This window comes from Bacillus sp. OK048 (genome assembly GCF_900103525.1).
Classification (GTDB): Bacteria; Bacillota; Bacilli; order Bacillales; family Cytobacillaceae; genus Neobacillus.
In genome coordinates this window covers 22041-36235 of sequence record NZ_FNHN01000007.1, presented here as the reverse complement: position 1 = coordinate 36235, position 14195 = coordinate 22041, and the positions used below count along the sequence as shown (strand labels likewise).

The window sequence follows — 14195 nt, the reverse complement described above, 5'->3', positions numbered from 1 at the left end:
AACGTTTTTCACTAGATGTCATCAAAAGATCACCTCAAAAAGGTTGAGGCATGCGTTGTGAATTTAATGTAAATTTTTGGAAGTTTTTTTACAACAATGTAACATTCATGACAAACAAAAAAGAAGCTTACAATTTGCAAGCTTCTTTTTTATATGGCTCAGGACGGAATCGAACCGCCGACACAAGGATTTTCAGTCCTTTGCTCTACCGACTGAGCTACTGAGCCATTTTTTTATGGCGGTCTGGACGGGACTCGAACCCGCGACCTCCTGCGTGACAGGCAGGCATTCTAACCAACTGAACTACCAGACCATTTTTTGATATTGATCGTAAGCAAGGATACCGGGCTTGCCAATCACTTGCCAACAATCAAATGCCAATGACCCCTACGGGATTCGAACCCGTGTTACCTCCGTGAAAGGGAGGTGTCTTAACCACTTGACCAAGGGGCCAATATTAAATGAAAATGATTTTTCTTCACTAATGAAAGTTTCTTTGCTATCGCAATAAAACTTGGTGAGCCATGAAGGATTCGAACCTTCGACCCTCTGATTAAAAGTCAGATGCTCTACCAACTGAGCTAATGGCTCGTACTTTGAATTGTTTCGTTATACACTGTAGGTGTTTTACTAATTGTTTCGTTCGTGACGACGCTTTTTATAATATCATGGCTTGGTCCTATAGTGCAATACTTTTTTAATAAAAGTTTTAATTAATTTATAAGCCCCCAAAATTGAGGGCTTATATATGATTAAATTTGTCTCCAAGGGCTGCGAACAACATTGGTTTGATTACGATCTGGGCCCACCGAGAAGGTAGTTAACGGGATGCCGGTAAGCTGCGTTACCCGTTCTACATAATGGCGCGCATTAACAGGTAATTCATCTAATGACTTAACCCCTGTAATATCCTCTTTCCAACCTGGCAGTTCTTCATAAACAGGCTCACACTCACCTAGTACCTTTAGACTTGCAGGATACTCAGTGATTAATTCGCCTTTATAGCTGTAGGCCGTACAAATTTTTAAAGTCTCAATTCCTGATAATACATCAATCGAATTTAGAGATAGATCAGTTAATCCGCTGACCCGGCGGGCATGGCGTACCACCACACTATCAAACCAACCAATACGGCGTGGACGGCCGGTAGTTGTACCGTATTCTCGACCTACTTCACGAATTTGATTCCCGATCTCATCATGTAATTCTGTTGGGAATGGTCCATCGCCTACTCGAGAGGTGTAGGCCTTACAAACACCTACAACATGGGTGATTTTTGATGGACCCACACCAGAACCAATTGTAACACCACCAGCGACTGGGTTTGAAGAAGTTACAAACGGGTATGTACCTTGGTCAATATCCAGCATCACGCCCTGTGCACCTTCAAATAACACACGTTTTCCTTCATCTAAAGCATCATTTAAGACGACAGATGTATCGCAAACATACTGCTTAATTTGCTGGCCATATTCATAATACTCATCTAGGATTTCTTCTTTTGTAAAACCCGTTGTCTCATAAATACGTTCAAATAAACGATTTTTCTCCGCTAAGTTGCGCTCTAGCTTTTCTTCAAAAACTTCACGTTCAAGGAGGTCAGAAATTCTAATCCCAACGCGCGCTGCCTTATCCATATAAGCAGGGCCAATTCCCTTTTTAGTGGTTCCAATTTTATTGACGCCTTTACTTTCTTCCTCAACAACGTCAAGCTTCAAATGGTATGGAAGGATAACATGTGCACGATTGCTAATACGGAGATTATCGGTCGTAATTCCTTTTTCGTGTAAATAAGCAAGTTCAGCGACAAGTGCCTTCGGATCCACAACCATTCCATTGCCGATTACACAAATTTTTTCCTTATAAAAAATCCCGGATGGAATTAAATGTAACTTATATGTTTCTCCATTGAACTTTATGGTATGACCTGCATTATTTCCACCTTGATAACGTGCGATTGCCTCTGCATTTTCAGAAAGAAAATCGGTGATTTTACCTTTTCCTTCGTCTCCCCATTGTGTACCAACTACCACTACTGACGTCATATAGGCACCTCCAAATTAAATACGTTTTTCCTTTTCTAAACTCAATTTTATCAATAAATACAGCTAAAAGTCAACAAAACACGAACGTTTTATAGTATTTTATTAGAATATGTTCGTAAAATATTAATTTAGGAATCTAGCTTGAAATGGTGGCTGATTTTCCATAAAATAGGTATTAGAGCTTTTTAAAAATAATAATAAGGAAGTGGAATATGTTTTTTCGACTGCGACCAGAAAAATTAGAATTAGTTCTTTTACGGTATTTAAACGCTCGTATGACGTTTAGCTCCAGTGAATCTCTGAGTTTTTCGAACATTGAAAAAGGCTATGAAGGTGAATTAAGAAGTGATGTTTGGCTAAGAGGTCTAACGGACGAATGGTTGATCCTCAATGACTTATTACTTGAATATAATGGTTCAAGGTTCCAAATTGATACTTTGATAATTGCAGACGAGAAGATTTACCTTTTAGATGTTAAATACTTTGAGGGGGATTACTCAATCAATGATGATAAATGGTATAACCCCGCAGACATCCTCCAAAAGAATCCATTACATCAACTAGAACGATGTGAGACTTTACTAAAAAAATTGTTACACAAGTTAGGATACCATTATTTGATTGACTCCTATCTAATCTTCAACAACCCCGAGTTTCATTTATATACCACCTCAATAAATCCTGCTATTATTTTTCCAACACAGCTTAACCGCTTCTTGAAAAAATTAAATACTAGACCGGTAAAACTAAATAAAAAACATTTTCAATTAGCTCACCAATTAAACGCCCGCCATATCGTGGAATCTCCCTATACTCGGCTGCCGTGCTATACCTATGAGCATTTGAAAAAGGGAATACCTTGTCCAAACTGTAAGACCTTTTTCTCCGACGAATCGTTTGTATGTAAAAAATGTGGATGCATAGAGGAGACCGAGGAAGCTATATTAAGGTGTGTGAATGAATTTAGCTTACTATTTCCAGATAGAAAGATTACGACAGATAGTATTCATGTTTGGTGTAGCATAATAAAGTCTAAAAAAACAATTAGACGTATTTTAGCAAAAAACTTTGAACTAATAAGACATAGTAGATCATCTTATTACATTTTAAAGGAGTAATTTTTCTATTCGTTACCGCTCACCTCCTTTTTCAGCCAGAACGGGCATGAATAGCCTCTATTCGTTACCGCTCACTTCCCTTTTCAGCCTGAACGGGCACGAATAACGTTATTTTCTGTGGACCGGCTTCTTTCAAAAATACAAATCAATGAATCTATCAAAAAAAGCCAGCCAAATGAATGGCCGGCCTTCTCAACGTTTATGCACTTGGATCATATCGTGTCTCGAGGTTCACGAATTTATTGTATTCTTTTACAAAGGCTAGTGAAACAGTACCTGTTGGACCGTTACGCTGTTTGGCGATAATGATTTCGATGATGTTTTTATTCTCTGATTCCTTATCATAGTAGTCATCACGGTACAAGAAGGCAACAATATCCGCATCCTGCTCGATCGAACCGGATTCACGAATATCGGACATCATCGGGCGTTTGTCCTGACGCTGCTCGACACCACGGGAAAGCTGAGATAGTGCGATAACTGGAACCTTAAGCTCACGCGCTAACTGCTTGAGGGAACGGGAGATTTCCGATACTTCCTGCTGACGATTTTCGCCTGAACGACCGCTTCCCAAGATAAGCTGCAAGTAATCAATTAAAATCATGCCTAAACCGTGCTCCTGTTTTAAGCGGCGGCACTTGGAACGAATATCACTTATTTTTACCCCTGGAGTATCATCAATAAAGATACCAGAGTTTGAAAGTGCACCCATGGCCATTGTTAGCTTACCCCAGTCATCATCCGTAAGAGAACCAGTACGCAACCTTTGGGCATCGATATTGCCCTCGGAACAAAGCATACGCATGACCAACTGTTCTGCACCCATCTCTAGACTGAAAATCGCGACATTTTCATCCGTTTTAATGGCAACGTTTGAAGCAATATTCAAAGCAAAGGCTGTTTTACCAACAGATGGACGGGCACCTACGATAATTAAATCATTGCGCTGGAAGCCTGCTGTCATACGATCAAGTTCAGCAAATCCTGTAGGAATACCGGTAATGTCCCCTACGCGGTTATGCATTTCTTCAATATTATCATACGTACGTACCAAAACATCTTTAATACTATGGAAAGAACCAGCGTTTTTCCGCTGTGCCACAGCCAGAATATTTTTTTCAGCCTCGCTTAAAAGTGCTTCGACTTCATCTTCTCGTGCATAACCATCAGATGCAATCTCTGTTGCTGTCCGTATTAGTCTTCTTAATAATGACTTTTCTTCTACGATTCTAGCATAATATTCAATATTAGCAGCGGTAGGGACCGATTGTGCCAATTCGCTTAAATAACTGACCCCACCAGTATCTTCGATTAGCTTAGCTGCTGCTAAATCCTCAGTTACCGTTACAAGGTCAACTACCTTGCCTTCATCATTCAGCTTTAGCATGGCGTTATATATCTTTTGATGGGAAGCACGATAAAAGTCTTCAGGTATTAATATTTCAGAAGCTACTGTTAGAGAAGATGGCTCTAAAAAAATCGCACCTAATACTGCCTGTTCCGCTTCAATATTTTGCGGTGGCAGACGATCTGCATATAAATCGCTCATCTATCAAAACCTCCTATTTTGAAGAGGAAAATATATATTTTAATAGTTTTCATTTAAAATAATGTCCATAATGAAGAAAAGTGACCAGCTAGAACCGATCACATTACTTTAGTTATTCTATCATGTTTATCAAAAATAGGAACTGGTAATTAATTTACTTCTTTTACATGAACTGTTAAAGATGCTACAACTTCATGGTGAAGTTTAACTGGAACTTTTGTATGACCCAGGCTGCGAATGGCGTCTGGTAATTCCATTTTACGTTTATCAATTTTGATTCCGTGTTTCTTTTGAAGCTCTTCAGCGATTTGCTTTGTTGTAATTGAGCCAAATAAGCGACCGCCTTCACCAGCTTTTGCCGCTAACTCAACAGTTGTTTTTTCTAACTGTTCGCCAAGTTTTTTAGCCTCCGCAAGCTCTTCTGCAGCACGTTTGTCTTCCTTTTTCTTTTGGCCCTCTAGTGTGCTGATGTTTGTATTATTTGCTTCAATTGCCAAGCCTTGCTTGATTAAAAAGTTATGTGCATAGCCGTCGGCAACATTCTTTACTTCACCTTTTTTTCCTTTTCCTTTTACATCTTTTAGAAAAATTACTTTCATTCCTTTTTCCCACCTTCAAAATAGTCTTCAATTGCTAACTTTAATTGTTGTTCTGCTTCTATTAATGAGATGCCGGTCAGCTGTGTGGCTGCATTGGTCAGGTGCCCGCCGCCCTGCAGTTTTTCCATTATTATCTGAACATTTACATTACCAAGTGACCGCGCACTAATTCCAATAAGCCCCTCATTATTGCGTTTTGCAATTACAAATGAAGCTGCAACGCCATCCATAGTTAAGAGCGTATCGGCTGCCTGGGCAAGAAGAACTTGATCATGTACATCCGTTTCATCACCTTTTGCTATCGCAATACCATCGTGATAAAAAAGAACCGATTCAATTAACTTAGAGCGCTTAATATAGGTATCAACGCTTTCTTTTAAAAACTTCTGAACAAGGATCGTATCTGCTCCTTGCCCTCTTAGGTAGGAGGCAGCATCAAAGGTTCTCGCACCCGTTCTTAGAGTAAAGCTTTTGGTATCCACCACAATCCCGGCTAATAGAGCCGTTGCTTCTATCATTTCTATTTTACCGCGTTTCGGCTGGTATTCAAGAAATTCGGTTACAAGCTCTGATGTTGAAGAGGCGTATGGTTCCATATAAACGAGTACAGGATTCTCAATAAATTCTTCCCCGCGGCGGTGATGGTCAATAACCACTACATTATCAATTTTATTAAGGAGACGTGCTTCAATAACCAGTGCTGGTTTATGGGTATCCACAATCACCAATAGAGTTTTTTCTGTTGCAATTTCCAATGCCTCTTCCGGCCCAATAAAATGCGAAAATAATTGCTCCTGTTGACGAATTTCCCCCATTAGCCTATGGACAGCACCATCCATCTCTTGAAAGTTCAGGACTATGTAGGCATCTTTTTGATTCATCTGTGCTACTTTGTAAATACCAATTGACGACCCAACCGAATCCATATCAGGATTTTTATGCCCCATAATAATGACTTTATCACTGGCTGTTATTAAATCCTTTAATGCATGAGATATCACGCGGGCACGAACTCTTGTCCGTTTTTCAACCGGGTTTGTTTTTCCGCCAAAGAATTTCACTTTGCCATTTGGATGTTTTATCGCTACTTGATCTCCGCCTCTTCCTAAGGCTAAATCCAAGCTTGATTGTGCTAATACACCTAATTCAGGAAGTGAGGGGGTCCCTGCACCTACACCAATACTTAATGTAAAGGATATATTTTGCTTAGAAGTCATTTCTCTTATTTCATCCAGAACGGGAAATTTACCTTTTTCCAGGAGCAGTAATATAGCCTCATTGAATACAGCAATGAACCGTTCAGATGAAATTCTTTTTAGAAAAATACCATTGTCCTGAGCCCATTTATTTAGGGTTGAAGTAACCATATTATTTATGCTGCCGCGCATCTGGTCATCCATACCTTGTGTGAGTTCATCATAATTATCTAAAAAGATAATCGCAATCACGGTCCGATCATCATGATACATTTTTTCAATTTCTTTTTGCTCAGTGACATCAAAGAAGTAAAGGAGCTTCTCCTCACTTTTAAGAATCACACGGAACTTTCGTCCATGGAGGGTAATAATTTCGGTTTCCACTTCTTGTTTAATCAACGGTATTAACGTATCTCCAATTTCATATAGGGACTTTCCAATAAGCGTATCTGCATCAAAATAGGAGGACAGAAATGGATTGGCCCATTCTATAAAATAGTCATCATTAATGAGCATTATCCCAATTGGCATTTCCATTAACGCTTCTTCGCCCACTCGTTTCACTCGGTAAGAAAGGGTTGCAATATAATCTTCCATTTCTTTCCTTTGCCTTGAATCGATGTCAAACATATAGTACAGCGGTAAAGTGATAAGAAATAATCCAATCAAGCTAAGTATCCAATTATAGTAGGTAAGGACAATGAGCAACACCACTGTAATGCCTATCAACCCGTAAAAAGGGTAACGAATCGAGCGCTTTTCAATAAATGCAGGCAATTTTTTCAGCTCCTAAACAGTAGTCATCACTCTTTTTTATTGTAGCCTTTTCGTAAACCAAAGCCTAAATCAATTATACCTAATATCCCTATAATATAAAGGAAAAATGGCACGATGAAAGTGAAAATTGCTATCATTATAGAGACTGCCTTTGAAATACCCTTTTGGTCAAAGAAATAAAAGATGAATGTATATCCTTGCAGGATCATTAAGAATTGCAGAATATAGGTCATATTTATTATTGCCATATACCAGAAGGTACCTTCAGCAGGATTCATCAACATACTTAGTAACAAAGTAAAGAGAAAATAATACAATAAGCTTTTAGGCAGGGTGATATCTTTAAAGCTTTTCCATTTTTCTACGTTAATCCCAAATCTCTTAATAATCGGTAATGAGACAAGTTGGATAATAAATACGATTAAAAGCGAAGAGAGAACAAATAGGGTTGGAATCAATGTTTTAATAAGATTTAATCCATTTTCGAATTGTTCAATTACCTTTTCCGTATCTTGTGGATTGCCAAAATTCTTTAGTAAATCAGCAGAAGTTGTAATTGATTCACGCATCATGTCAATCATTTCCGTGATCATATCTATTTTAAATAGAACAATGCTTGACACATAAATAATAATTAAATTAATTAAAAAGACAAGGGACCCGCTAATGAATAAAAAACCCATGTTCTTCTTTTTCTGAATGAAATACCCGATAACAACACCTGTCGTACCGTACGCCAAGGTTAGTGGCAACGACATAATCGTCCCAACAATGAATGAAAGAAGAAGAGAGGAAATAAGAAAGACTAGAATGTCCTTCACATCATTCTTAGCTGCAAACAGCATAAATGGTACAGCCAAAAACAGATTTACAATCATCCCAAGTAACGGGACATAAATGGTAAGTAATAATAGAACAGCAAAGGCTGCTAAAAGAATAGCACCTTCAGTAAGTTTACGAACATTTTTCACTACTTCACCTCAATTATTTCTTGGAGCCTATTCCTTAATTTTAGCTAGAAAAGCATTGCTATTCAACTTATATGAAAAGAAAAAAGCAGCAAAGGTGGTGAGACCCTTGCTGCTTACGTTCGATTTATTCTCCAGCCACGAATGGTAATAATGCCATTTGACGTGAACGTTTGATTGCAACTGTTAGTTTACGTTGATATTTCGCGCTTGTACCAGTTACACGACGTGGTAAAATCTTGCCACGTTCAGAGATGAACTTTTTAAGTAAATCTACATCTTTATAATCGATGCGAGTGATACCGTTTGCTGTAAAATAACACACTTTACGGCGCTTTGCGCGTCCGCCTTTACGTCCTCCCATTGCCATGAAAATTCCCTCCTTTATTACTTTATTTTTTCATAACCGTTCATAAAAGGTTTTCTTTAAAATGGTAAGTCATCATCGGAGATGTCAATTTGACCGTTACCAGCGAACGGGTCGTCATCCACTTTAGTAAAACCTTTATTATTGTTATTTTGATATTGGCGTTGATTCTGATTCTGACTTTGGTTGCCGCCACCATAAGGATTTCCTTGTGGTTCCCTTGGTGGAGCACCGAAGTGATCATTGTCGCTTCTTCCGCCACCGCCGCCAGACGAGTTTTTAGGTTCAAGAAATTGAACACTTTCCGCCTGAACTTCAGTAACGTAAACACGCTTACCATCTTGTCCTTCATAGTTGCGAGTTTGAATGCGGCCATCAACTCCTGCAAGACTGCCCTTTTTCAAGAAGTTTGCCACATTTTCAGCAGGTTTTCGCCAAACAACACAATTAATAAAGTCTGCTTCACGCTCACCTGACTGACTAGAAAACGGACGATTAACAGCTAAAGTAAAGGTAGCAACAGGAACCCCATTTGGTGTATAACGCAAATCAGGATCTTTTGTTAAACGGCCAACAAGCACGACACGATTCATCATCAGAATCAACTCCTTTTCTTTATGGAGAATGTTTCATGTGAAACATTCTGACCGAAATATATATTAAGCTTCTTCTCTAATTACTAAATGGCGAATGATATCCTCGCTGATTTTCGCAAGACGAGAAAATTCTTGTACCGCGTCAGCTGAAGATGTAGTTTTCACGATTTCGTAATAACCATCACGGAAATCGTTGATTTCGTAAGCTAAACGACGCTTACCCCAATCTTTTGTTTCAGCAGTTTCCGCACCATTTTCAAGAAGAATTCCGTTAAAACGCTCTACAAGAGCCTTTTTCGCTTCATCTTCAATATTCGGGCGGATGATGTACATGATTTCGTACTTATTCATCACAGTCACCTCCTTTTGGTCTAAACGGCCCATTTGGGCAAGGAGCAATTATTCATTACTCACAAGTTAAAATTTTAACATAGTTTTCGATGAAATGCAAGACTGTTCACCATTTCAAGATAATTCCCAGAAAAGCTTAAAAGCCCTGCTTAAGCAAGGCTAACAATTTTTACACATTAAAACGGAAGTGAATAACATCTCCATCTTTCACCAAATACTCTTTACCTTCTAAACGAACCTTTCCAGCTTCCTTCGCAGCATTATAGCTTCCGCCTGCTAATAGGTCTTCATAAGAAACCGTTTCGGCACGAATAAAGCCGCGTTCAAAATCGGAGTGAATGATACCCGCACATTGTGGAGCTTTCATGCCATTTATAAACGTCCAAGCACGAACTTCCTGCACACCGGCTGTAAAATAAGTAGCTAATCCCAGCAGGTCATAAGCTGCACGAATTAATTGGTCAAGTCCAGATTCTTTAATTCCAAGCTCTTCAAGGAACATTTGCTTTTCTTCGCCTTCCAGTTCAGCAATTTCTTCCTCGATTTTCGCACAAATCACAATCACTTCAGCATTATCCGCCGCTGCAAACTCACGAACCTTTTGTACATATTCGTTTCCAGCTGGATCTGCAACATCATCTTCACCAACGTTTGCCACATATAGAACCGGCTTAATCGTTAACAGATGAAGCATTTTTGCAATCTTCATTTGTTCTTCGGTAAATTCAACCGTCCGTGCTGGTTTTTCAGCTTCAAAGGCTTCACGAAGCATGGAAAGCACTTCAAACTCAGCCACCGCCTCTTTATCCTTTTGCTTAGCTAATTTTTCAACACGACTAATCCGCTTTTCAACGGATTCCATATCAGCAAGAATTAACTCTAAGTTAATGACTTCAATGTCGGAAATCGGATCGACTTTACCTGATACGTGGGTAATGTTGTCGTCCGCAAAACAACGAACAACCTGGCAAATCGCGTCTACTTGACGAATATGTGATAGGAACTTGTTTCCAAGCCCTTCCCCCTTACTTGCACCCTTTACAATCCCTGCGATATCGGTAAATTCAAAGGCAGTGGGAACTGTCTTCTTCGGTTGAACTAATTCTGTTAATTTATTTAGGCGGTGATCGGGAACTTCTACAATTCCTACGTTAGGATCAATCGTACAGAACGGGTAGTTAGCTGATTCCGCACCTGCTTGGGTAATTGCGTTAAACAATGTTGACTTGCCCACATTCGGAAGCCCTACAATCCCTGCTGTTAAAGCCATACTATTCACTCCTCAAGATATATATCTATTTATAAACATATCGTCCATGAATTAAAAAAGCCTCTCACAATTATAGGCATTAGCCGGTAAAAAGACAAGCTAGATAAATAGAAAAACTGCCGCACATCACGGCAGTTCATTTATTTTTTCAAGATTAACAAGACAATCATACAAGGTGCTGCCCAGTCCATTATCTGATTCACGGCTCGATGTTAGGTTATTAACTGAGCCGCCAAACTGTTTCCAAATTCCTTCATCAATATTAATCGTGTTAGGATGAGCCTTAGGCGCTATAGAAATATTTCCCTTCACTTCGCCGCGATTATTCCATACCCGGACACGGTCTCCATCCTTGAGGAATTTTTCAGCTGCAATATTACCAGCCACTTCAACCTTTAGTTGGGGAGTTTTTGGCAGGAGATGGTAATTTTGCGAATGGTTTGACCTTAAGGGATGAATCGTTAATACGTTATATGGGAAATCTTCTGCCAGGAGAGGATTACTCCACTTTGATTCTTCCGGCACTGCTAATTTCAGCCCACCTTTGTTCGTGGATGTGAACTCAAATTTACCTGTTGGAGTTTTGAACTGAAAGTCATCCCACGGAATTCGTTTCACCGGTAATTCATGGGTATGTCGTTCCTTTAGTACATCAAGCGTCATACCCTTTGCTGTTAATGACTGAAAGGTCATTTCCAGCCATTGATTTCTTGAATACTTAAAATCCTCACCAAAACCAAGTCTTTCAGCAAGCTGTGTCCAAATCCACAAATCAGATTTTGCGTCTCCTGGGGCAGAAACAAGTTTCGGCCCATAATTGACGTAATGATGATACATTGAAGAATAATAAACATCTTCTTCCTCAAAAGAGGTGGTCGTTGGCAGGATATAATCAGCCAAATGAGCTGTATCTGTCATAAATTGTTCAACCACAACAAGCGTGGAAACCGAAGAAAATGCCCTTTCGACAATAGCTGAATCTGGAACCTGTATTACTGGATTACCACAGGTGACGAAGATCATTTTTATCTCCGGATTTACTGCCGTCAACACTTCCTCCGCCTGCTTCATAATCGAAAACTTCCTATGGCTGGTCTTCCGTTCATTCAAGGTTAAATTGGCTAAATCAAAGCTTTGCCCTACTTGGAGATTGGCGTAATTGGCGCCGCCGCCCTGAATTCCAATATTACCGCTTATCGCTACAAGCGCATCAATGAAACGGATCGTATTCCCGCCATTTTTGTAGCGCTGTAATCCGAGGCCCATGAAGGTAGAGGTTGGTCGATCCACAAAAACCTTTGCTAAAAGTTGTATGGTTTCAATAGGCACCTCTGTCATTTCACTAACTTTCTCGATGGTAATACTATCAATTAGCTCCTCTACATCATGAAAGCCATGAGTATGCTGATCGATAAATTTCCGATCTTCGAGCCCTAAACGGAGGATTTCCTTTATAATACCTGCAGCTAAGATACCGTCCATTCCAGGTTTTACTGATATATATTTATCTGCAATTTTTGCAGTTGCATTAAATAATGGATCAATAACAAAAATTTTTGCTCCGTTTTTCTTTACCTCGAGGAGCTTTTCGTAAAAATGCATGTTCGTCCGTGCTACATTTCGTCCCCAAATAACAATGTTTTTACTTGCTAAAACATCATCCGGTTCATGACCATAAGCATCGCCAAAATCCCAACTCTGTGCCTCAATTCCTGCACCCCAGCAGAGTGACCCATAAAGTTCTGTCACACCGCCATAGCCATTAAAAAATCGCTGATCTAGATTTTTTAGTATTCCGCTATTTGCATAATCATGACTATGGAGGACTGCAGCGGAGCCGTACTGATCTTTAATTTCCTTTAATTTGAAGGCTATTTCATTGAGAGCTTGATTCCATGATATTTGTTTAAATTCACCGTTCACTTTTTTTAACGGATAAAGCAGCCTTTCAGGAGAATTTGTCCTTGTTTCTAGCATTCTTCCTCTGCCACAAATTTTCCCTTTGGTAATTGGATGAGAAGGGTCTCCATCCACTTTGATTATTTTATCATTCTCTATTGTTACGAGTAGCCCACAGTTATCCCAACAATTTAAAGGACAAGCCGATTTCAGAATTTCAACCAAATTCTCCACCTCCGCATTTACATATCTACTTTTCTAATTAGAATAATACAGATAAGCAAAAAAAAGAAGCACAAACTATTGCTCGTGCTTCACCAATATTTTCTTCATTTTCCGTGAAAATTCTCTTCTTGGAATCATTACGCTATGCCCGCAGCCTTCACATTTAATCCGGATATCCATCCCCATCCGGATAATGGTCCAACGATTTGTCCCACATGGATGCTGCTTTTTCATTTCAACGACATCATTTAACCCAAATTCTTTTTCTTCCATTGAATACACTCCCTTTTAGACACTAGGTTCATTGACACTACCAGAACTTTTCGAGTATAGAATTTCAATCCCATGTTCATCTAAACATTGTTTAATATCACTCTTTATTTTCCTTGAAACCCCTGCATGCTTCATTGGCAATGTTTCTGCTACAATCCGTAACACAACCTCTGATGGTCCTAAGGTTTGAACACCTAAAAGCTCGGGAGCTTTTATTAACTCTCCGTATTGATCCGGCAATTTTTCAAGTAAATCCCTTATTACCTTTTCTGTCCTTTCAATATCCTCTTTACAGGCAACAGATATATCAATAATGGCTAGGCTATTATTTAAAGAAAAATTCGTTACTTGAATAATACTACCATTCGGCAGAATATGAACTTCCCCTGTCCAACTTTTTAACTTTGTTGTCCGTAAACCAATCGTTTGAACGGTTCCTTCAAATTGGCCAATCCGTACATGGTCACCAACAGAAAACTGATCCTCAAAAATGATAAAGAAACCGCTGATAACATCTTTGACAAGACTTTGAGCTCCAAAACCAACGGCAAGTCCGACAACCCCTGCCCCAGCTATCAGAGCTTTTACATCAATGGTTAGCACCGATAGAATCATCATAAAGGAAATAAAATAAACCACATATGTAAGCACATTATCGAGAAGCTTTGATAATGTTTCTTCTCTTCGTTCTGAAGTCTTTAAAGGAGAACGAGTTCTTATCTTAAAGACATTATCGATCGCGATGCTTCCTACCTTAATCAGAATTTTGGCCACGATTAAAATGGCAATAATTTTAAGTAAGCCTTCCCCTAGCGCTAGCCAAGTATCTTCATTTTGAAATTTATCAATTAATCGCTGAATAATTGAATTCATGTAAACACCTTATCCTCTCTAGCTATTGAATCATACTTATTTTATCAAATTATCCACAATATTTTATAGTATTTGTGATTTATTCTTTT

General features: G+C 39.0%; 13 protein-coding genes and 4 tRNA genes. 1 reads left to right on the top strand and 16 read right to left on the bottom strand.

The genetic code is table 11. From position 1 onward, the window contains the following. Positions 1 to 154 precede the first annotated feature (154 nt). The 5 genes from BLR86_RS13825 to BLR86_RS13805 form a co-directional block, all read right to left on the bottom strand. A tRNA-Phe gene (locus tag BLR86_RS13825) sits at positions 155 to 227 on the bottom strand. Between the two features lie 9 nt (positions 228 to 236). Beyond that, a tRNA-Asp gene (locus BLR86_RS13820) sits at positions 237 to 313 on the bottom strand. Positions 314 to 381: 68 nt separating this feature from the next. After that, a tRNA-Glu gene (locus BLR86_RS13815) sits at positions 382 to 453 on the bottom strand. 62 nt (positions 454 to 515) lie between these two features. Beyond that, positions 516 to 591, bottom strand: a tRNA-Lys gene (locus tag BLR86_RS13810). A gap of 161 nt (positions 592 to 752) precedes the next feature. Further along, on the bottom strand, positions 753 to 2045 hold the full coding sequence (locus tag BLR86_RS13805) for an adenylosuccinate synthase (RefSeq protein WP_090762386.1): 1293 nt from the start codon (positions 2043 to 2045) through the stop codon (positions 753 to 755). Positions 2046 to 2257: 212 nt separating this feature from the next. On the opposite strand from BLR86_RS13805, the gene BLR86_RS13800 reads away from it, so the two are divergent. Then, on the top strand, positions 2258 to 3163 hold the full coding sequence (locus BLR86_RS13800) for a nuclease-related domain-containing protein (protein ID WP_090762384.1): 906 nt from the start codon (positions 2258 to 2260) through the stop codon (positions 3161 to 3163). 199 nt (positions 3164 to 3362) lie between these two features. Here BLR86_RS13800 and dnaB read toward each other — a convergent pair whose 3' ends face one another. From dnaB to BLR86_RS13745, 11 genes are all read right to left on the bottom strand, one after another. Next, the gene (gene dnaB, locus BLR86_RS13795; protein ID WP_090762382.1) at positions 3363 to 4712 is read right to left on the bottom strand and encodes a replicative DNA helicase; all 1350 of its coding nucleotides are present in this window, start codon (positions 4710 to 4712) and stop codon (positions 3363 to 3365) included. Positions 4713 to 4861: 149 nt separating this feature from the next. Further along, positions 4862 to 5311 (bottom strand): 50S ribosomal protein L9, encoded by a 450-nt coding sequence (gene rplI, locus BLR86_RS13790; RefSeq protein WP_090762379.1) that lies wholly within the window; start codon positions 5309 to 5311, stop codon positions 4862 to 4864. After that, positions 5308 to 7284 carry a DHH family phosphoesterase gene (locus tag BLR86_RS13785; protein WP_090762377.1) on the bottom strand — a complete coding sequence of 659 codons (1977 nt, stop codon included), beginning with the start codon at positions 7282 to 7284 and terminating at the stop codon, positions 5308 to 5310. The genes rplI and BLR86_RS13785 overlap by 4 nt, the downstream gene beginning before the upstream one ends. Positions 7285 to 7310: 26 nt before the next feature. Further along, positions 7311 to 8255 (bottom strand): YybS family protein, encoded by a 945-nt coding sequence (locus BLR86_RS13780; RefSeq protein ID WP_090762375.1) that lies wholly within the window; start codon positions 8253 to 8255, stop codon positions 7311 to 7313. A 124-nt stretch (positions 8256 to 8379) separates the two neighbouring features. Then, positions 8380 to 8616, bottom strand: a complete 237-nt coding sequence (gene rpsR, locus BLR86_RS13775) for a 30S ribosomal protein S18 (RefSeq protein WP_090762914.1) — start codon at positions 8614 to 8616, stop codon at positions 8380 to 8382. A gap of 62 nt (positions 8617 to 8678) precedes the next feature. Then, positions 8679 to 9215: a single-stranded DNA-binding protein gene (gene ssb / locus BLR86_RS13770; protein ID WP_090762372.1), complete on the bottom strand. Its 537-nt coding sequence runs from the start codon at positions 9213 to 9215 to the stop codon at positions 8679 to 8681. A gap of 63 nt (positions 9216 to 9278) precedes the next feature. After that, positions 9279 to 9566: a 30S ribosomal protein S6 gene (rpsF, locus tag BLR86_RS13765; protein ID WP_090762370.1), complete on the bottom strand. Its 288-nt coding sequence runs from the start codon at positions 9564 to 9566 to the stop codon at positions 9279 to 9281. A 169-nt stretch (positions 9567 to 9735) separates the two neighbouring features. Continuing rightward, the gene (gene ychF / locus BLR86_RS13760; protein ID WP_090762368.1) at positions 9736 to 10836 is read right to left on the bottom strand and encodes a redox-regulated ATPase YchF; all 1101 of its coding nucleotides are present in this window, start codon (positions 10834 to 10836) and stop codon (positions 9736 to 9738) included. A gap of 126 nt (positions 10837 to 10962) precedes the next feature. Then, on the bottom strand, positions 10963 to 12960 hold the full coding sequence (locus BLR86_RS13755) for a molybdopterin-dependent oxidoreductase (RefSeq protein ID WP_090762367.1): 1998 nt from the start codon (positions 12958 to 12960) through the stop codon (positions 10963 to 10965). 75 nt (positions 12961 to 13035) lie between these two features. Beyond that, positions 13036 to 13233: a DUF951 domain-containing protein gene (locus BLR86_RS13750; protein ID WP_090762365.1), complete on the bottom strand. Its 198-nt coding sequence runs from the start codon at positions 13231 to 13233 to the stop codon at positions 13036 to 13038. Positions 13234 to 13248: 15 nt separating this feature from the next. After that, complete coding sequence (locus tag BLR86_RS13745; protein WP_090762363.1) at positions 13249 to 14106, bottom strand: mechanosensitive ion channel family protein; 858 nt, start codon at positions 14104 to 14106, stop codon at positions 13249 to 13251. Between the last annotated feature and the right edge of the window lie 89 nt (positions 14107 to 14195).